This window comes from Nocardia sp. JCM 38205, assembly GCF_058222935.1.
Genome location: NZ_JBYHFL010000001.1, coordinates 401,955 through 419,929 on the forward strand (window position 1 = coordinate 401,955; position 17,975 = coordinate 419,929).

Genomic DNA, 17,975 nt, shown 5'->3' on the forward strand with positions numbered 1-17,975 from the left:
GTCGGCCGTCAGCCGGGCGCTCGGCGCTACTCACGTCTGCTCCTTCCCGGTCCCCGGTGCACCGAGCGCGAGGGTGATCGCCCGAGTGAGGTCGGGAGCCACCGCCGCCAGTCGCCGGGCGCGGTCGGTTTCGGTCGCGCGGGTGCGGGGTGTCGGAACCAGCACGGCCCTGGCACCCGCCGCCAACGCGGCTTCGATGTCGGATCCGATATCGCCGATCACGACGCATCGGGACGGGTCCACGCCGAGTTCCGCCGCGGCGCCGAGGATCAACCCTGGCTCGGGTTTGCGGCACCGGCAGCCGTCGGCGGGACCGTGCAGGCAGATCTGCCAGGTGTCGAACGGGCCGAGCAGGTCCTCCACGCGCGCGTTCACCGCGGCGAGTTGGGCCGGGCTGATCCGGCCGGACGCCACGCCGGACTGATTGGACACGATGCCGATGCGCAGACCCGCGCGGCGCAACCGGCGCAGCTGCCTGCGCGCATCCGGCATCGGCCGGACCAGATCGGGGTCGGCGAGGTATCCGGTATCGCGGATCAGAGTGTCGTCGCGATCGAAGAGCACCGCCGCCGGACGCGGATCCGAATCGGCGGTGCGGGAGGGTTCCGAGACGCCGTCCATCTGCCCTCCTGATCCGATCCGGGTGCCGGCCCTCGACACCGTTGCTCGAGGCATGCCCTGCCTCCTGCTCTTGAAACAGCGTCGCGGGCTCGTCGCTCGGTCAGCGCAACGCGTCGATCCGCCCGCGCTGTTGTGCCGGCCGGACGGTCGGCAACCGGGACGAGGAGGCGACGGCGAGTGTGTCCACCGCCGCGACCACCGCGTCATCGCTGATGTGCTCCAGGCACGGGTGCCCGGGCACGGGACAGTCCCGCGCGCGTGAGCCCGCGCAGGGCGCCGACTGGTCACCGAGCACGATGCACGGCACGTGGTGCGGAGCCCAGCGCCGCGCCGGCACGACGGGCGCGAACAACGACACCACCGGCGTGCCGACGGCAGCGGCGAGGTGGGCGGCCGCGGTATTGGGTGCGACCACCACCCGGGCCGCCCGCAGAACCGCGGCGAGCATGGGCAGGTCGGTCGCGCCACCGAGGTCGAGTGCGTCATCACCGGATACCGCTGCGGTGAGCTCGGTTTCGTCCGGTCCACCGGTGACCAGCACCCGATAGCCGGCCCGGATCAGGGCGGCCACCATCGCGCGGTTTCGCCCCGCCGACATCCGGCGCGCCGCTACCGCCGCGCCCGGATGCACCACCACGTATCCCGGCTCCCCGGTCAGCGCCCGCGCATCCGGCAGATCGGTTCGCACGGCGAGCGCGGAATCCGACGAGGGATACCCGGCGGCCTCGGCCAGCGACAACGCCCGGACAGGTTCCGGCACATCGTCGTCCACCGCATGCCGTACATCCAGCAGAGAACCCGGGTAGTCGGTGCTGATCGCGCAGATCCGCGGCACGGCGGCCATCCGCAACACCAGGGCCAGCGGCAGCGGGGACTGGTGGAAGGAGGTGAAGATCAGCGCCTCATCGATCCGGCGGGCGGCGAGGGTGGCGACCAGGTCATCGATGACGGCGGCGGTGACCGGCGGCTGATCGAAATCGACCCAACCGGCGGCGAATTCGACCACATTGTCGACGCCGGGCAACAGTTCGGCCGCCGCGCGCCCCCGCGGGCCGGCCAGGAAGGTGAGTTCGTCGGCTCGCGCCGCCACCGCCCGCACCGCGGGCCCGGTCACCAGCACGTCGCCGGCGCTGTCGAGCCGGGCGACGAGCACATGGCCGCTCACCCCACCACCTCGCGCAGGAACCGGTCCCAATGTCCGGTGAACCGGTCGATCGCGAAATTGGCCTGCGCCCACTGCCTGGCGGCCTTGCCCGCCAATTCGGCGAAGCAGCGTTCGCGCACGAACATGCGGATCGCTTCGTCGAGCACGTCGAGATCGTTGGAGACCACGCCCGCCTCGGCCGGGATCGACGCCGACGCCTCGGTGGTGCCGAGCGCGACGATCGGCATGCCCAGATACATCGCCTCGATCACCGACAGGCCGAGCGAGGTCCAGCGCGGAGTGTGCACGAATACGCGACGACGCGCGAGTTCGCGGTGCAGCCGTCGCTGATCGTGGTCGCCCGCGCCGCGCACCCGTTCCGCCGGCAGGCCGAGGGCCCGGTGCAGGTCGAGGGTGTCGATGCCGTAGACGTCGAAAGGTGCGGCCTGCGACAGCGGCGCGAGCAGGTCGGTGCCGGTCACCCGGCCGCGCCGCACCGGTTCGTTGATGATGGTGGCCGCGCGGTCCAGTTCGCCGGTGTAGAGGTGGCCGGGGTCGATGACGCCGTGCGGGATCACCGTGGCCGGCGCCCGCCCGTTGTCCCACATCAGCCGGTTGAAGTCGGTGACGTGGACCAGGGCGATGTCGTCGCGGTCGGCCAGCGGATGCCGGGTGCGGCAGGCATGTCCGCGCGGAGTGTTGTGCTCGACGTAGACCGCGGGCAGATCGGCACCAGGCTCGGCGTGCAACCACTGCCGCACCAGATCCAGTTCCTCCGGGCGCTGCAACACCACCACGTCGATCTGTTCGTCGAGCAGGTCGGCGGGCGCGACCTCGCGGGCCGACTCCGGCCAGTCGCGTCCGCAGCGGCCCAGCGCCCACGCCCCGCGTTCGGTGTCGGTGGGGATCAGGTACTGCTGGCCGCCGTGCACGAACGAGGTCATCCAGGAGCCGTGCACATGCCACACCAGGACGTTCAGCGATCTGGATGCGCTGTTCATCATGGCCACGAGCTTTCCGTCGACGGGCAGACCACCATTTCCCGGATCTCGCAGCCCGGTGGCCGGGTCATCGCGAAGATCGCGGTGGCCGCGACATCTGCCGGCTTGTTGAGCCGCGCATCCGGCGGCGGCGCGTACTGGGCGGGACGGTCGTCGAAGAACGCGGTGTCCATACCGCCCGGGATCAGCAGGGTCACGCCGACGTCGCCGGCGGTCTCGGCGGCCAGCGCCCTGGTGAACCCGACCACCCCGAATTTCGACGCGCAGTAGGCCGTGGCATCGGGCAGTGCCCTCACTCCGAGGGTAGACGCGCAGGTCACCACGGTGCCGTGGCTCGCCCGCAAGGCGGGTAGCGCGGCACGGATGACGGCCGCCGTGCCCAGCAGGTTCACCCGGATCACCCGCTCCCAGTCCTCGGTGGCCACCTCGTCGAGTGCGCCGCAGGCGTCGATGCCGGCCGCGGTGAACACCGCGTCCAGCCGTCCATCGACCGTGACGATGAGTTGCTCCACCGCGCGCCGCGTGTCGTCGGAGTACGCCAGGTCCGCGTACTCCCAGGCCACCTCGGCCTCCGGTTTGTCGCGGTCGATGACCAGAGCGGTGCGGCCCTCGGCCTGTACCGCGTCGACGACGGCGGCTCCGAGACCGGATGCGCCGCCGGTGATCAGGACGTTGCCGAGCGGGGTGTTCGCAGATGCGTTCACGCTGTATCCCTTCAGACGTCGGTCGGATGGCTCTGTCAGCTGGCTGCTCCGAGCGCGGCTGCCTGCGCGCTCGTCGCCTTCTCGTAGGCGGTGAGGGTGTCGGCGGCGATCTGGTCCCAGGAGTAGCGCCCGCACACCTTCCGATGGCCCGCCGCGCCCCAGCGACGACGCTGGGCGCTGTCGGCGAGCAGTGACCGCAGCGCACGGGCCAGCGGTTTCGGTTCCGAGGGCGGCACCAGCGCACCAGTGACGCCGTCGTCGACGGTGTCGAGCAAACCGCCGACGGCACTGGCGACGACCGGCTTCGCGCAGGCCATCGCCTCCAGCGGGACGATGCCGAACGGTTCGTACCAGGGCGTGCACACCACCACATCGGCCGAACGCAGCAGGGCGGGCATCTCGGCATGGGCGAGCTGACCGAGCAGCTGGACCCGGTCGGCCACCCCGTGCTCGGTGGCGATCCGGCGCAGGCGGGCGGCCTCGGCCCGCGCGCTGTCGTCGGCACCGCCGGCGATCAGCAGCTCGGTGTCCGGCAGCTCCGGCAGGGCCTTGATGGCGGTGTCGAATCCTTTGCGCGGCACCATCCGCCCGATCGACAGCAGCCGCCTGCGGCGCCCCTTCGGCGCGATGGGGCCGTGGCGATCGAACATCGAGAGATCGACCCCGCACGGCACGACCGAGGTGCGCGCGTCCGGCACACCCATGCGCGCCAGTTCACGCACCTCGTCCGAGCAGGTCGCCACGATGTGGTCGGCGCTCACCGCGATGAGGCGCTCGAATTTGATCCGCGAGCGTGGACTGGTGTCGGCGCGGCCCTGGTAACGGCGTTTGACCGTGCCGAGGGCGTGAAAGGTCAGGACAACCGGAAGGTGCAGGCGCCGCGCGGCGAGTTCGGTGGCCAGGCCCGACATCCAGAAGTGGGCGTGCACCACATCGGGGCTGTCGCTGCTCCAGGATTCGTGCAGGAAGTCGGCGAAGTCTCCCAGGTGCGGCAATATCGCGTCCTTGGGAATGGGTGTGCGCGGACCGGCGGGCACGTGGATCACGCGATAGCCGTCGCCGGTGACGACCTCGGTGTCGATGCGTGGATCGTCTCGCCGGGTGAAGACGCTGACCTCGTGCCCGTCGCGAGCGAAGGCCGATGCCAGCGCGCCGACGTGCACGTTCTGCCCACCGGCATCGACACCGCCGAGCGCGGCGAGGGGGCTGGCGTGTTCGGAAACCATGGCGATCTTCACGGGGCGGTCCCCTTTCCTGCTCGCTGCGTTACCGGCGCCCGTAGCAACCTCCGTTGGGCCCTAAGCGGCGCGTACCCGGTATTCCGCGCGGCAATCCGCGGACCGGTGCCCTCGGCCGCCGCGGCAGCGCACCGGTTTCGGGTGCGGTCCTCCGGGTATGCGACACGCTGATGCGGGGCAATCGGTTTCGTCGACAGGAGGGTGGGCATGGCCGAACCGGCGCTGTCGGACACAGCGGTGCACCGGCTCGCCGTCGGCCCGTTGCGGCCGCGCTGGCCCGGAGTGCGGCGGATCGCGGTGCTGCGCGGCGGCGGCCTCGGCGATCTGTTGTTCGCCATACCCGCCGTGCATGCCCTGGCCGCCGCCTATCCGGAGGCCGACATCGTGCTGCTCGGTTCCGCCCTGCACGCGCAGCTGTTGAACGGGCGGCCGACCCCGATCGGCGAGGTCGTCGTCCTGCCGGAATCGGCTGTCGGCGTGGCCGGCCCCGGGGACGACGGCCTGCGTGACTGCCTGCGTCGTGCGCTGCGCACACCGGTGGATCTGGGCGTGCAGCTGCACGGCGGCGGCGGTTGGTCCAATACCGTTATCCAGCAGCTCAATCCACGGTGGTCGGTCGGCTCACGAGCCGCCGACGCACCCGCGCTGGACCGCACCGTCCCGTTCCGCTACTACCACAACGAGACCCTGCGGGCGCTCGAAGTGGTCGGGGCGGCGGGCGCTCCGCCGGTGCTGCTGGAAGCCGAACTGCCCCTCACCGCAGCCGATCTGGCCGCCGCGGACCGCGTCTCGACCGGCACGACCGGCTCGACGGTGGCGATACATCCCGGTGCGCGGGACCCGCGGCGGCGATGGCCCGCGTCCAGGTTCGCCGAGATCTGCGCCCGCTGTCTGGGCCGCGGCTGGGACGTCGTGTTGATCGGCACGAGCGAGGAACGTCCCCTGCTCGCCGCCATCGCGGACACGGCGCACGCGAATGCGTCCGGGATCCGCGGTGGCGCCACCATTCACTTACTCGACGGGGCCGATATGACCACCCTGTGTGGTGTGCTGGCCCGCAGCCGTGTGCTGGTCGGCAACGACAGCGGCCCGCGTCATCTGGCCCGCGCCCTCGGCACGCCGACGGTGGGCGTGTTCTGGATCGGCAATGTCGTCAACGCGGGCCCGCTCAGCCGCACCGAGGACCGCGTGCTGATCTCCTGGCGCGACGATTGCCCAGTATGCGGGCGCGACATCACCGACGAGTTCCGCGCGCGCTGCCCGCATGACGAATCGCTGGTCACGTCGGTGTCGGTCGAGGATGTGGACGCCGAGCTGCTCGACCTGCTCGCTGCCGAGAGTCCCGGCCGGCTGCCCGGATAGCGCGCTGCGGCCACAACGACGGAGGCACCACCTCGTAGGCCTGCGCCCGCCCGATCGGTGACCGTGGTCGGTGGTTTTCCGGATGGATCGCACCGCCGGGCAACAGGCCCGCAGCGAGCGATCACCCGTAGCGGACCTCGAGGTCTGGGCTCATCACCCACCTCCCGTCGCCGATCGGTCCCGGATGCGTTCGATCATCGCCGAGGTCGAATGATCGGCCAGATAGCCGAGCACGCGCACCTCGCCGCCGTACTCGGCGACGACGGGCGCCTCGGGCAGCATCTCCGGCCGGTAGTCGCCACCCTTGACGTACAGATCGGGTTCGGTCGCCCGCAACAGCCGCTCCGGGGTGTCCTCGTCGAAGACGGTCACATGATCGACGCAGCTCAGGGCGGCCAGCACCGCGCACCGATCATGGTCGGGATTGACCGGACGGTCGGGGCCCTTCAGCCTGCGCACGCTCTCGTCGGAATTGACCGCGACCACCAGCACATCACCGAGCCGCTTGGCCTCGTTCAGGTAGGCGATGTGCCCGGCATGCACCACATCGAAGCAGCCGTTGGTGAACACGATGCGCTCCCCGGCGGCTCGATGCCCGCGCACGGCCTCGATCAAGTGCCTCGGCTCCAGCACCGCACCACCACTGCGGTCGATGCGCGCCCGCAACTGCTCCCGCGTGCACACCGAGGTGCCCGGCCGGTGCACGACGACGTCGGCGGCGGCCTGCGCCACCTCCACCGCACCGGTGAGCGGCATCCCGGCCAGCACCGCGAGCGTCAACGCGGCGACGAAGGTGTCCCCGCCGCCCGCGGATTGGCTTTCGCGCACCGGATGCGCCCAGGTGCGGTGCGCCGGGCGGTCGCCGTCGAGCAGCACACTGCCGTCGCGGTCCAAGGTCACCACAACAGTGCGGGTGCCCGTCGCCTCGAACAACGCGTCACGGTGGCGGTCGAACAGCTCGGCGCGCTGGTCGGGATCGGCCCCTGCGGTGGCCGCGAGGCCGAGAACCTCGGCCGCCTCGCCGGCGTTCGGGGTGAGGAGATCGGCGTGCAGCGCACGCCAGCGTCCGGGATGGTGGGTGTCGGCGATCAGCAGCGGCAGGCGTTCACGGCGCTCGAGCAGGCCCGCGCGCAAGCTGTCGCCGAGTGGGCCGCCGTAGTCGCAGACGATCAGTGCGTCGGCCCCGATCAGGGCATCGTCGAGGCGAGCGAGCAACTCGGCGATCTCATCGGGCCTGGCGATACCGGTGCTCGTCTCGTCGAAGCGCACCAGGATCTGCTCATCGGCCACGATGCGCGTCTTCACCGGTGTCGTCCGATCGGGCGCGCGATAGATCCGGCCGGTGTCGACGCCGCGGCGGGCCAGCACCTCGGCGAGCGCGGCGGCCGGCGGATCGTCGCCGGTCAGGGCGAGCAAGCGGGTGTCGGCGCCCAGTGCCGCGAGATTGGCGGCGGTATTGCCGGCGCCACCGGCCATGGACGAGCTGCGTTCGATATCGACCACCGGCACCGGGGCCTCGCGGCACAACCGCTCGCACCTGCCCCACTTCCACACATCGAGCATGGCGTCGCCGAGCACGACCACGGTCGCATCCCCGCGCGTCACATCGGCCGCGAGGCCGGGCCCGTCGGGGTAGTCGGTCCCACTCATGCGCGTCCTCCTGTCGATGCGGCACTCGATCTCGCCATTCCACGCGCGGAGCCGATAAAACAAGCGGTGCCGATCAGTGCGCCGCGATATTCGGTGGCCGCTCCTGTGGTTCAGCCGCCGCGATGCGGGTAGGGCGAGGACATGGGCGCATTCTCGGCATCGATGTGGGAGGTGGGATGACGGCGACATCCTCGGGCGCGGTGGGTGAGCTCACCGCGACGCGACCGTATCCGGCCCGCAGCGGGCCGAAGGGGTCGGCGCTCTACAGAATCATCACCACCACCGATCCGAAGGTGCTCGGCATCCTGTACCTGGCGTCGGCGACCGCGTTCTTCCTCATCGGCGGCCTGCTGGCCTTGCTGATGCGCGGGGAGCTGGCGCGGCCGGGATTGCAATTCCTCTCGCCCGAGCAGTACAACCAGCTGTTCACCATGCACGGCACGATCATGCTGCTGTTCTATGCCACCCCAGTGGTTTTCGGGTTCGCCAATGCGATCCTGCCGTTGCAGATCGGCGCACCCGATGTGGCTTTTCCGCGGTTGAACGCGCTCAGCTATTGGCTGTATCTGTTCGGGGCGACGATGGCGACGGCCGGATTCCTCACGCCGGGCGGCGCGGCGGATTTCGGCTGGACCGGTTACACGCCGTTGAGTAATGAACTGCATTCGCCGGGCGTCGGCGGAGACCTGTGGATCATGGGGTTGGCGGTGTCGGGTCTCGGCACCATTCTCGGCGCGGTCAACATGATCACCACCGTGGTCTGTCTGCGCGCGCCGGGGATGACGATGTTCCGTATGCCGATCTTCACCTGGAACATCCTGGTCACCAGCATCCTGGTGCTGCTGGCGTTCCCGATCCTCACCGCGGCGCTGATGGCGCTGGCCTATGACCGGCATCTCGGCGGCCACATCTACGACCCGGCCACCGGCGGCACCATTCTCTGGCAGCACCTGTTCTGGTTCTTCGGCCATCCCGAGGTCTATATCGTCGCGCTGCCGTTCTTCGGCATCATCAGCGAGGTCATCCCGGTGTTCAGCCGCAAACCGATCTTCGGCTACACCGCCCTGGTCTTCGCCACCATCGCCATCGCGGCGCTGTCGATGGCGGTATGGGCACACCACATGTATGCCACCGGCGCGGTGATGCTGCCGTTCTTCTCGCTGATGACCTTCCTGATCGCGGTGCCGACGGGGGTGAAGTTCTTCAACTGGATCGGCACCATGTGGCGCGGGCAGCTGACCTTCGAGACCCCGATGCTGTTCTCGATCGGTTTCATCGTCACCTTCTTGCTCGGCGGTCTGTCGGGTGTCATCCTGGCCAGCCCGCCGCTGGACTTCCACGTCACCGATTCGTATTTCGTGGTAGCGCATTTCCACTACGTGCTGTTCGGCACCATCGTCTTCGCGACCTTCGCCGGGATCTATTTCTGGTTCCCGAAGATGACCGGCCGGTTCATGGACGAACGGCTGGGCAGGCTGCATTTCTGGACCACGTTCCTCGGCTTCCACCTCACCTTTCTGGTGCAGCACTGGCTGGGCAACGAGGGCATGCCGCGCCGCTACGCCGACTATCTGCCCGGCGATGGGTTCACCGCGCTCAACACGGTCTCCACCATCGGGTCCTTCGTGCTGGGAGCCTCGATGGTGACGTTCGTGTGGAATGTGTTCAGCAGCTACCGGTACGGCGAAGTGGTCACCGTCGACGATCCATGGGGTGCGGGCAATTCGCTGGAATGGGCGACGACCTGCCCGCCGCCTCGGCACAACTTCTACGAACTGCCGCGCATCCGCACCGAACGACCCGCGTTCGAAGTGCACTACCCGCACATGGTCGAACGAATTCGCGCCGAAGCCCACGCCGGCCGCGCCGTGCGGCACGGCGCAGGTGCGGAGTTGTCCGAACCATCCGATGCGGCCACAACCGACTAGACCGATGACAGCAGCGAAGGATATGTGATGGCCGATCTGGTTTCCGCCACCGTGACAAAGGCTTTCGAGGCAGGCGCCCGGGTACGGCACGGGCGGGTGTTCCACCCCCGTGGCGTGCGGCTGTCCGGGCGATTGCATGCCGAGGACGAATACGTCTCGCTCTTCGGACCCGGCGAGCGGGCAGTGATCGCGCGGATGTCGAAGGGAATCGGCACCCCCGCGGGGCTACCGGACATGCTCGGGCTGGCCTTCCGGGTGCTCGATCGCGACGACCATCCGTGGGATTTCGTGCTGGCCACCACCGGCCGCGGCGGGCTCGGCCGGCTGGCGATCACTCCGGCCCGCGGCTGGGTCAGCGCCCGCTACGGCTCCCTGCTGCCGTACCGGTTCGGTGCATCCAGCCTGACCTGGGTGCATGCCGAACCGGACGCGAACCAGCCCGCGACCGCTTCGCTGGATGCCATGGCAGAGCATCTGCGTGAGCACACCCTCGGTTTCGAGATCACCGTCCAGGGCATCGGGACCCCGCGCCGCACCGCCGGGGAACTGACCCTGCACCAGGCCGAACCCGAGGACTACCGCACCGACTTCTTCGACCCGATGCTCAACCATCCGGCCGAGGTCACGCTGGTGCCCGGGCTCGTCACCAAGTTCAGGGAACGCGCCTATATCGGCAGCCGCCGCGGGCGCGGAGAGGAACCCTGAGCCGGCGCGCGTAATTCGCCCCGCTGATGCAGGGCACCCTGCGCGGGAATCGGTCCAGCCGCGCCGAGGAATGGCGCGACACCCAACCACCGCCGACGACGACCCCGGCCGGGAGCTCGCCCCGAGCTGTCGGACTCACCTCCGCAGGCACCCCGGTCCTGACCCGTGACCGTTGGCCGTCGGCCGAATTCGCCGGCGGCGCTGGGCAACTGGCGTTGCGGCCACGGCGCGATTCAGCCTGCGGCCTTACGCAACAACCGGATGACGGCCCGCTCGATGATCGCGGTCTGTTCTTCATCCGCATCGGCCCGGTTCGCCCGTCGCAGCGCGGCATGGATCGTCGCACCGTTCTCGAAGGCCTCGACCACACGTGGGTCGATGTAGGAGTCGCGCGCCACGGCGGGCGTATTGCCCAGTGCGTCGGCGACCTGTTGGAAGATCTCCCGCTCGACCCGTCGCCTGCCGCGCTGGGACTCCGGGCGCCGCGCCGATCCGAATCCAGCCGCGGCCAGCACGGTGCCCTGCCAAGTCCGCAGGTCCTTCACACTGCATTCGGGGCTGGTCAGCTCTTTGAAGCGAGCGTTGATCTCCTCCGCGTGCAGTTCGTGACATCCCGCGTCGTCGCGGTACACCAACAGCCGCCGCGTGCCGGTCCGCCGGCGTCGCAGCGCGCGAACGGCCCTCGCCAGGGCGGGCCCGCGCACCCGTACCCGCCGCCGGATCCCGCCCTTGGCGATGTAGTCGAACACCATCTCGTCCCCGGCGACGCGCACCTGATCGCGCAGCAGGGTGGCCACGCCGCGTGTCCCGTTCTCCTCGGCGTATTCCTCACCGCCGACCCGGAATACGCCGCGATCCACCAGGCTGATCGCCAGCGCTTCGACGCGGCGACGTGGCAGGCCACGCACACCCAGATCCGCTTCCAACTGCGCGCGCAGCTCGGGTAGCCGGCGGGCCAGGTCGAGGACCCGATCGAACTTCTCCTCGTCGCGTTCACGGCGCCAGCGTTCGTGGTAGAGGTACTGCCTGCGGCCCGCCACGTCCACGCCGACAGCTTGGATATGACCGTTCGGGTGCGGGCAGATCCACACTTTGCGCCACGCCGGCGGGATCACCAGCCCGCGAATGCGCTCCAGGGTGTCGGCGTCGGCGACCGGCTCACCCGAGTCGCCCACATAGGAAAATCCGCGCCCACGGGCGATCCGCCTGATGCCCGGTCCGTAAGGCCTGCTCCGCCGCAATCTCATAGGTCCCTCCCCTCTCCGGCATAGCCCGCCTCCCCGATTTCACACCTGGCCGGCCCCGACATTGTTTGCCGAGCACGGGGTATGCGGTGAAGGAATGCGGCTGCTCCGGCCGCCGGTCGCCGTTCGGAGGGAGTGCTCGTGGACTACATCGACAAGGCCAAGCACCAGGTGGTCGACCTGGTCGGGAAAGTCGTGGGGGCCTCCGGTGGCGGGGTGAGCACCCAGACGATGACCATGGCGCGACCGCGCGATGAGGTGCGGCGGTTCTGGCGCGATCCGGACAACCTGTCGGCCGTCCTGCAGGGGATCGCCCAGGTGCGGGAGGCGGGGCCGGACCGCCTGGAGTGGACCTTCGAACAGCTCGGCGATGACGCTCTGCGGTGGGAGACGGACGTCGTCGACGATGCTGACGAACTGCGCTTCACCGGCGAACACGACGAAAAGATCCGATTGCGTTTCGCCGACGCACCACACGACCTCGGCACCGAGGTCACCGTCCGGACGACGAGCCCGGCACCGGGCCTGCTCACCGGCGCGGCGGCGTTCACCGCGCTCTATCGCGCCCGTGCGCTGCTGCAGACAGGCGAAATGCCCACCCTCGAACACAATCCCAGCGGCCGACGCACCGAGCAGGAGGCATGATGCGTGCACTGTGCTGGAACGGCGTCAACGATCTCGCCGTCGAGACCGTGCCCGATCCGGTCCTGGTCAATCCACACGATGTGATCGTGCGGGTGCGGTTGAGTACCACCTGCGGCTCGGATCTGCACTTCATCGACGGCTATCTGCCGGGGATGCGCGCAGGCGACGTCATCGGGCACGAATTCATGGGCGAGGTCGTCGAGACCGGGCCAGAGGTGACGTCGGCGAAGGCCGGTGACCGGGTGGTCGTACCGTCGTTCATCGGCTGTGGGGCGTGCTGGTACTGCGGCAACGGCCTGTACTCGGCATGCGACACCACCAACCCGAACGCCGCGCTACAACAACCGTTGCTCGGCTACCCCTCCGGCGGAATCTATGGCTACACCCATCCTTTCGGCGGCTACCAGGGTTCGCACGCGGAGTACATCCGGGTGCCGTTCGGCGATGTCAACTGCTTCACCATCCCCGATGGCGTCACCGATGAGCAGGCACTGTTCTGTTCCGACGCGGTGCCGACGGGCTTGATGGGCGCCGACTTCTGCGATATCTCCCCCGGCGACACGGTCGCGGTCTGGGGCAGCGGCGGCGTCGGTCTGATGGCCGCGCACACCGCGCGCCTGCTCGGCGCCGAACGGGTGATCGTCATCGACCGGTTCCCGAACCGGCTGGAGCTGGCCCGCAGCCGCGCCGGCGCGGAGACGATCGATTACACGACCGTGGACAGTGTGGCCGAGGCGCTGCGCGAAACCACCGGCGGCCGAGGACCCGACGCCTGTATCGACGCCGTCGGCATGGAAGGGCACGGAACCGGGTTGCAGCAGCTCTACGACAAGGCCAAGCAATTGCTGCGGCTCGAGACGGATCGCGCGACCTCGCTGCGCCAGGCGATCGTGGCCTGCCGCAAGGCCGGCGTGGTGTCGGTGCTCGGCGTCTACGGTCTCACCGACAAGTTCCCGATGGGCGTGATCACCAACAAGGGCCTCACCATTCGTTCCGCCCAGCAGCGCGGGCAAGCCTATATGCCGCGCATGTTCGACTACATCGAGCAGGGCGATCTGGATCCGTCCTACCTCATCACCCACGATCTGCCACTGAACGAGGCGGTGCGCGGCTACGACCTGTTCAAGAACAGCAAACAGGAGTGCGTGCGCGCCGTCTTCCGCCCCTGAACCATCCGCACCCGAGGAAGGCAGGACATCATGGTCGAGGTCCGGACCGAGGTAGCCGCGTCACCGCAGCAGATCTTCGCGGTGCTCGCCGACGGCTGGTCGTTTGCGAGCTGGGTGGTCGGCGCCTCCCACATCCGCGAGGTCGACAGCAACTGGCCGCAAGTGGGTGCACGGATCCATCACCGGGTCGGCCCATGGCCGTTCACCATCGACGACACCACCACGGTGCGGGCCGTCGACCCACCGCACAGCCTGGAGTTGGACGCGGGACTGTGGCCGGTCGGCGCGGCCTGGATCAGGCTCGACCTGGTCGAGATCGGCCCGGGCCGCACCGAGATCCGGATGGCGGAGAAGGCCGTTCGCGGTCCGAGCCGCTGGGTGCCCGGACCGATCGAAGGGGCGTTGCTCATACCACGCAACAAGGAGGCGCTGGCCCGGCTCGCCGATATCGCGGTCGGCAAGAAGTAGGCGCGCGTGCGCTGATCGCGCCCGCTAACCGCTGCGGTGCCTGGCGAAGAAGCGGCGCGTCTTCTGCTTGACCGACTGCGCCAGCACCGGGCCCGCGTCTTCATCGCCGTGCAGCAGTGCCTTGGCCAGCGAGGAGAACTGCTCGAAGGTGGTGTTGGGTGGTATCGGCGCCACATTCGGATCACACGCGATATCCAGCACCACCGGGCGCGCGCTCGACAACGCCCGCGACCACGCGCCGGCCAGCGCCGCCGGATCGTCGATGGATTCGGCGCCGAGCCCTAGACTGCGCGCGAACGCGGCGTAGTCGACATCGGGCAGGGTCTGCGAATCCGGGAATTTCGGCGCGCCGTGCATTCCGCGCAGCTCCCAGGTCACCTGGTTGAGGTCGTTGTTGTGCAGGACCGCGATGATCAGGCGCGGGTCCTGCCATTGCCGCCAGTAGCGGGCGATGGTGATGAGTTCGGCCAGGCCGTTCATCTGCATGGCCCCGTCGCCGACGAGCGCGATGGCGGGTCGCTCCGGGTACGCCCATTTGGCGCCGATGGCGTACGGCACCGCGCACCCCATGCTGGCCAGCGTGCCCGACAGCGACCCACGCATATCGCCGTGGAAACGCAGGTGACGCGCGTACCAGTCGGCCGAGGTCCCCGAATCCGCTGTGACCACGGCATTCTTGGGCAGTTGCGGTGACAGCTCGGAAAAGATGCGCATCGGATTGATCGGATCGGCGTCCAGCATCGCCACCTCGTCGGCGGCCCGCCACCACTGCGCCACTTCGTGCTCGACGCGCTTGCGCCAGCTGCGGTCACGCTTGCGTTTCACCATCGGAATCAATTCGCGCAGTGCGGCTTTCGCATCCGCGACAATGCTGACCTCATAGGGGTAACGCATGCCGATCCAGGCGCCGGACCGGTCGATCTGGATGCCGTGCACCTGCCCGTACTCGGGCAGGTATTCGCTGTAGGGGAAGTTCGACCCGATGGTCAGCAGGGTGTCGGCCTCCGACATCAGGTAATGACTGGCCGTGGTGCCGAGCAGGCCGAGCGATCCGGTCACCCAGGGTTCGGTATCGGGCAGCACATCTTTACCCAGCAGCGCCTTGGCCACGCCCGCGCCGAGCAGATCGGCCAGCCGGGTCAGTTCCTCGACGCAGCCGCGCGCACCCTGGCCGACCAGGATCGCGACCCGCTCCCCCGCGTCGAGGATCTCGGCCGCGCGGCGCAGTGCCTCCGGATCGGGTGTGATGGTGCCCTGGCTCAGACCGAGACTCGACGGGACGTTCTTCATCTCGTGCGCCGGCGCGGTGTAGTCGAGCGAGAACACATCGGCGGGAACGATCACCGCCGTCGGCGCCCGCTCGGCGAGCGCGACGCGGAAGGCGCGGTCGAGCACGTTGGGCAATTGCTGCGGCACCACACACAGCTGCGAGTAGGCGCTGCACACGTCCTTGAACGCCGTGGGCAGATCGACCTCCTGCTGATGTGAACCGCCCAGCGCGCTGCGCTCGGTCTGGCCGACGATCGCTACCACCGGCACATGGTCGAGTTTGGCGTCGTAGAGGCCGTTGAGCAGGTGGATCGCGCCCGGGCCCCCGGTCGCCGCGCACACCCCGACCGACCCGGAGAATTTGGCGAATCCGACCGCTTCGAAGGCGGCCATCTCCTCGTGCCGGGCCTGCACGAACTGCGGATAGTCGTCGCTGCCCGCCCATGCGGCGAGCAGACCGTTGATTCCGTCGCCGGGGTAACCGAAGACCTGGCGCACACCCCATTCCCCGAGGCGGCGCAACAGAACGTCACCGACCTGCTCGGCCATCGTGTCTCCTCCTCGTCTCGGTGCTGCGCTCCCGGTCAGGCGGTGGCCAGCTGGGCCTGCCACATCCAGTGCAATTGCTCGAGCCGTGCGGCGATCTCGATGAACAGATCCTGGGTCACCGGGTCGGGCTTCTCGGTGGCGTCGATGCGTTCCCGGAATCGTCCGATGACGGTGCCGAGGTTGTCCACGATCGCGGTGATGACGTCGGTGTCCTGTTGCCAGCCGTCCGGGAAGCCGAGTCCGGCGGCCTCCTTGGCCACCGTCTGCGCCCGTCCGTCGGGGCTGACGCCGATCGCGGTGGCCCGCTCGGCCACCGCATCGGTGAATCCGCGCGCCGCGGTCACCAGTTCGTCCAGGGCCAGGTGCAAGGGACGGAAATTCGGGCCGACCACATTCCAGTGCGCTTGTTTGGCGATCAGCGACAGATCGATGAGATCGACCACGCTCGCCCGCAGTGCGTCACCGGTGATGCGCTGCGCTTCGGCGTCGAGGGTGCTCTTGATGGGGACCGACATCGTTACTGCCTCCTGTTGGGGTTGAGATCGACCAGTCACGATCGGTCTACCCGGTTCCCGGCCGGCAAACCCGGCACCGGCCGGGCGGCTGTGTGAGCCTCGGCGCAGCGGGTACCGCCCTGGCAAAACGTCACCTGCGACGGTGGCCGGATCAGGAGGAGCAGTCATGGACGAGCTGAGCGCGGTCGCGCTGGTGTGCACGTTGAAGAAGTCGCCTGCCGAGTCCAGCAGCGATCGACTGGCCCGGCAGGTGCTGGCCGAGTTCGCCCAGCACGAGGTGCGCGGTGAGATCGTGCGGGTGGTCGACTACGACGTGCTGCCAGGGATCACCGCCGACGAGGGCGAGGGCGATCAGTGGCCGCAGATCCGGGAGAAGATCCTGGCCGCCGATATCCTGCTGGTCTCCACCCCGACCTGGCTCGGCCACATGTCCTCGGTGGCGCAGCGGATGCTCGAGCGGCTCGACGCCGAACTGTCCAACACCGACGACCGCGGTCGCCCGGCCATGTTCGGCAAGGTCGCCACGGCGGCGGTGGTCGGCAACGAGGACGGTGCGCACAAGATCATCGCCGATCTGTTCCAGGCGCTCGACGACATCGAGTTCAGCCTTCCCGGTCAGGGCGGCACCTATTGGAACGGTGAGGCGATGAGCGGCGTCGACTACCTGGATCTCGATTCCGTCCCCAAGGCCGTCGCCGGCACGAACGCGACGCTGGCCCGCAACGCCGCCCATCTGGCGCGACTGCTACGCGCCGAGCCCTACCCGGCCTGAACGCACGCCGGGTCAGCTGGACTCGTGACGCTCCAAACCGACGGCGTCGGTGAGGTCTTCGCGATGCCTGCGCAGGCCGGGGTATTCCGGGCCGAGTTCGTCCATCAGGTCGCCGAGCGCGTCGGCGATCGCATTGAGCTTGTGCTGCACCGCCTCGTCCGAGCGCGTCTGGGTGTTCTGTAGCAGGGCGACCAGCAGGAACGTGATGATCGTCGTCGCGGTGTTGATCACCAGCTGCCAGGTGTCGATATTGCGCAGCACCAGGATGCTCGGCGCCCACACCAGCACGATCAGCACGCAGAAGGCGAAGAACCAGGCCTTGGACACCGTCGCCGCGGCGCGGCTGGCGAAGCGATCGAAGATGGATCGGTCGTCGCTGACTTCGGACGGCAGCAGCGCGCGGCCTCGTTTCGCGCTCATGGCGGACCTCCTCACGCTCGCCGCCCTGGACGCGGCAGGCTTCCTTTCACTGTATGACCGCCGTACCCGGGAAATACCCCGAACAAACGTTCGCGCCGCCCCGGCCGGTTTTCCCCGGCGAATTATGCCTGCGAGCCGCCGGGCCGGAATTGTGGATTTCTACGACACGCGCGCGGATATCAGCTGAAGAATCAAGAACTGCACTGCGAGCGACATATCGTGCGCGCCTTGTGTTCTGATGAGGCCGGTCCCGAACCCGGGGCTCCATCGCAGAGCACAACCGAGGAATGTTTATGAACTCCAGAATTATTCGTCCGCTCGCCGTCGCCGGCCTGGTTCTCACCGCGGCAGCGATCGGCGCCGCCCCCGCCTCCGCCGAGACCGCCGCCCCCGTCGCGGGATCGGTGGAGGTGTGCGCACCGATTCACCTCGGGCCGCTGGAGCTGAGCTTCTGCCTGTAGCAACCCGCTTCGGTCGCCGCGGCGGTGGCGTGTCCCGTCGCCACCGCCGCGGTGCCCGGGTCCTCAGACGTGGTCTCGACTTTTTGAATCTCCCCACATTTCTACTCCTC

General features: G+C 69.0%; 18 protein-coding genes. 8 read left to right on the forward strand and 10 right to left on the reverse strand.

From position 1 onward, the window contains the following. Positions 1-30: 30 nt before the first annotated feature. The 5 genes from AC4HOU_RS01900 to AC4HOU_RS01920 form a co-directional block, all read right to left on the reverse strand. Positions 31-621 carry an HAD family hydrolase gene (locus tag AC4HOU_RS01900; protein ID WP_163810977.1) on the reverse strand — a complete coding sequence of 197 codons (591 nt, stop codon included), beginning with the start codon at positions 619-621 and terminating at the stop codon, positions 31-33. A gap of 100 nt (positions 622-721) precedes the next feature. Continuing rightward, the gene (locus AC4HOU_RS01905; protein WP_194992737.1) at positions 722-1,786 is read right to left on the reverse strand and encodes a glycosyltransferase family 9 protein; all 1,065 of its coding nucleotides are present in this window, start codon (positions 1,784-1,786) and stop codon (positions 722-724) included. Further along, positions 1,783-2,766 (reverse strand): glycosyltransferase, encoded by a 984-nt coding sequence (locus AC4HOU_RS01910; protein WP_195020768.1) that lies wholly within the window; start codon positions 2,764-2,766, stop codon positions 1,783-1,785. The genes AC4HOU_RS01905 and AC4HOU_RS01910 overlap by 4 nt, the downstream gene beginning before the upstream one ends. Continuing rightward, complete coding sequence (locus AC4HOU_RS01915; RefSeq protein ID WP_490724065.1) at positions 2,766-3,470, reverse strand: SDR family oxidoreductase; 705 nt, start codon at positions 3,468-3,470, stop codon at positions 2,766-2,768. Before AC4HOU_RS01915 ends, AC4HOU_RS01910 begins: the two co-directional genes overlap by 1 nt. 35 nt (positions 3,471-3,505) lie before the next feature. Continuing rightward, positions 3,506-4,708: a glycosyltransferase gene (locus AC4HOU_RS01920; RefSeq protein ID WP_490724066.1), complete on the reverse strand. Its 1,203-nt coding sequence runs from the start codon at positions 4,706-4,708 to the stop codon at positions 3,506-3,508. Between the two features lie 207 nt (positions 4,709-4,915). Between AC4HOU_RS01920 and AC4HOU_RS01925 the strand changes: the two genes are divergently transcribed. Beyond that, positions 4,916-6,070, forward strand: a complete 1,155-nt coding sequence (locus tag AC4HOU_RS01925) for a glycosyltransferase family 9 protein (RefSeq protein ID WP_490724067.1) — start codon at positions 4,916-4,918, stop codon at positions 6,068-6,070. A 153-nt stretch (positions 6,071-6,223) separates the two neighbouring features. Here AC4HOU_RS01925 and rfaE2 read toward each other — a convergent pair whose 3' ends face one another. Beyond that, entirely contained in the window at positions 6,224-7,720 is a 1,497-nt protein-coding gene (gene rfaE2, locus AC4HOU_RS01930; protein ID WP_490724068.1) for a D-glycero-beta-D-manno-heptose 1-phosphate adenylyltransferase, read from the reverse strand. A gap of 176 nt (positions 7,721-7,896) precedes the next feature. Here rfaE2 and ctaD point away from each other — a divergent pair, with 176 nt between their 5' ends. Together ctaD and AC4HOU_RS01940 are read left to right on the forward strand one after the other, a co-directional pair. Then, positions 7,897-9,648 (forward strand): aa3-type cytochrome oxidase subunit I, encoded by a 1,752-nt coding sequence (ctaD, locus tag AC4HOU_RS01935; RefSeq protein ID WP_163810965.1) that lies wholly within the window; start codon positions 7,897-7,899, stop codon positions 9,646-9,648. A 27-nt stretch (positions 9,649-9,675) separates the two neighbouring features. Next, positions 9,676-10,353: a phosphodiesterase gene (locus AC4HOU_RS01940; protein WP_490724069.1), complete on the forward strand. Its 678-nt coding sequence runs from the start codon at positions 9,676-9,678 to the stop codon at positions 10,351-10,353. Positions 10,354-10,586: 233 nt separating this feature from the next. Here the strand turns inward: AC4HOU_RS01940 and AC4HOU_RS01945 are convergent, their stop codons facing one another. Beyond that, a complete protein-coding gene (locus AC4HOU_RS01945) occupies positions 10,587-11,600 on the reverse strand; it encodes a DNA topoisomerase IB (protein WP_490724070.1) in 1,014 nt (337 codons plus the stop codon). Between the two features lie 138 nt (positions 11,601-11,738). Between AC4HOU_RS01945 and AC4HOU_RS01950 the strand changes: the two genes are divergently transcribed. From AC4HOU_RS01950 to AC4HOU_RS01960, 3 genes are read left to right on the forward strand one after another with little or no spacing between them, the layout of a single operon-like run. Next, on the forward strand, positions 11,739-12,242 hold the full coding sequence (locus tag AC4HOU_RS01950) for a hypothetical protein (RefSeq protein ID WP_490724071.1): 504 nt from the start codon (positions 11,739-11,741) through the stop codon (positions 12,240-12,242). Next, positions 12,242-13,411 carry a zinc-dependent alcohol dehydrogenase gene (locus tag AC4HOU_RS01955; protein WP_194990606.1) on the forward strand — a complete coding sequence of 390 codons (1,170 nt, stop codon included), beginning with the start codon at positions 12,242-12,244 and terminating at the stop codon, positions 13,409-13,411. The genes AC4HOU_RS01950 and AC4HOU_RS01955 overlap by 1 nt, the downstream gene beginning before the upstream one ends. 30 nt (positions 13,412-13,441) lie before the next feature. After that, a complete protein-coding gene (locus AC4HOU_RS01960; RefSeq protein WP_194990599.1) occupies positions 13,442-13,879 on the forward strand; it encodes an SRPBCC family protein in 438 nt (145 codons plus the stop codon). A 24-nt stretch (positions 13,880-13,903) separates the two neighbouring features. Here AC4HOU_RS01960 and AC4HOU_RS01965 read toward each other — a convergent pair whose 3' ends face one another. Both AC4HOU_RS01965 and AC4HOU_RS01970 read right to left on the reverse strand, forming a co-directional pair. Further along, positions 13,904-15,697 carry a thiamine pyrophosphate-requiring protein gene (locus AC4HOU_RS01965; protein ID WP_490724072.1) on the reverse strand — a complete coding sequence of 598 codons (1,794 nt, stop codon included), beginning with the start codon at positions 15,695-15,697 and terminating at the stop codon, positions 13,904-13,906. Positions 15,698-15,732: 35 nt separating this feature from the next. Then, positions 15,733-16,212, reverse strand: coding sequence for a Dps family protein (locus tag AC4HOU_RS01970; RefSeq protein WP_490724073.1), 480 nt, complete (start codon positions 16,210-16,212; stop codon positions 15,733-15,735). Between the two features lie 166 nt (positions 16,213-16,378). Between AC4HOU_RS01970 and AC4HOU_RS01975 the strand changes: the two genes are divergently transcribed. Continuing rightward, a complete protein-coding gene (locus tag AC4HOU_RS01975) occupies positions 16,379-16,984 on the forward strand; it encodes a flavodoxin family protein (RefSeq protein ID WP_490724074.1) in 606 nt (201 codons plus the stop codon). 12 nt (positions 16,985-16,996) lie between these two features. On the opposite strand, the gene AC4HOU_RS01980 is transcribed toward AC4HOU_RS01975, so the two are convergent. Then, complete coding sequence (locus tag AC4HOU_RS01980; RefSeq protein WP_163810951.1) at positions 16,997-17,404, reverse strand: low affinity iron permease family protein; 408 nt, start codon at positions 17,402-17,404, stop codon at positions 16,997-16,999. 293 nt (positions 17,405-17,697) lie between these two features. On the opposite strand from AC4HOU_RS01980, the gene AC4HOU_RS01985 reads away from it, so the two are divergent. Beyond that, the gene (locus AC4HOU_RS01985) at positions 17,698-17,865 is read left to right on the forward strand and encodes a hypothetical protein (RefSeq protein ID WP_169332979.1); all 168 of its coding nucleotides are present in this window, start codon (positions 17,698-17,700) and stop codon (positions 17,863-17,865) included. Positions 17,866-17,975: the final 110 nt, after the last annotated feature.